The organism is Aureimonas sp. AU22, from assembly GCF_001463745.1.
Classification (GTDB): domain Bacteria; phylum Pseudomonadota; class Alphaproteobacteria; order Rhizobiales; family Rhizobiaceae; genus Aureimonas.
Genome location: NZ_BBWJ01000078.1, coordinates 1 through 205, shown reverse-complemented (window position 1 = coordinate 205; position 205 = coordinate 1). Strand labels below are relative to the sequence as shown.

The 205-nt window shown below is 70.2% G+C and carries 1 protein-coding gene; it reads left to right on the top strand.

Going from position 1 to position 205, the window contains the following annotated elements:
• Positions 1 to 205: methyl-accepting chemotaxis protein (locus tag AUL34_RS21710; protein ID WP_244492672.1), on the top strand; the 205-nt coding region annotated here is incomplete at both ends.

Below are 205 nucleotides of genomic sequence, written 5' to 3'. Positions count from 1 at the left end.
CCGCGCTCGGCGAGGTGACGCGCGCCGTCAACGAGACCGCCGAGAACGCCGGCCAGGCGCAGGCCAGCGCCCAGAGCGCCCAGCGCAACGCCGAGCGGGGCGGCGAGATCGTGGGCCGGGCGATCGATGCCATGCAGACCATCGAGCAGTCCTCGCAGAAGATCGGCAACATCATCGGGGTGATCGACGAGATCGCCTTCCAGAC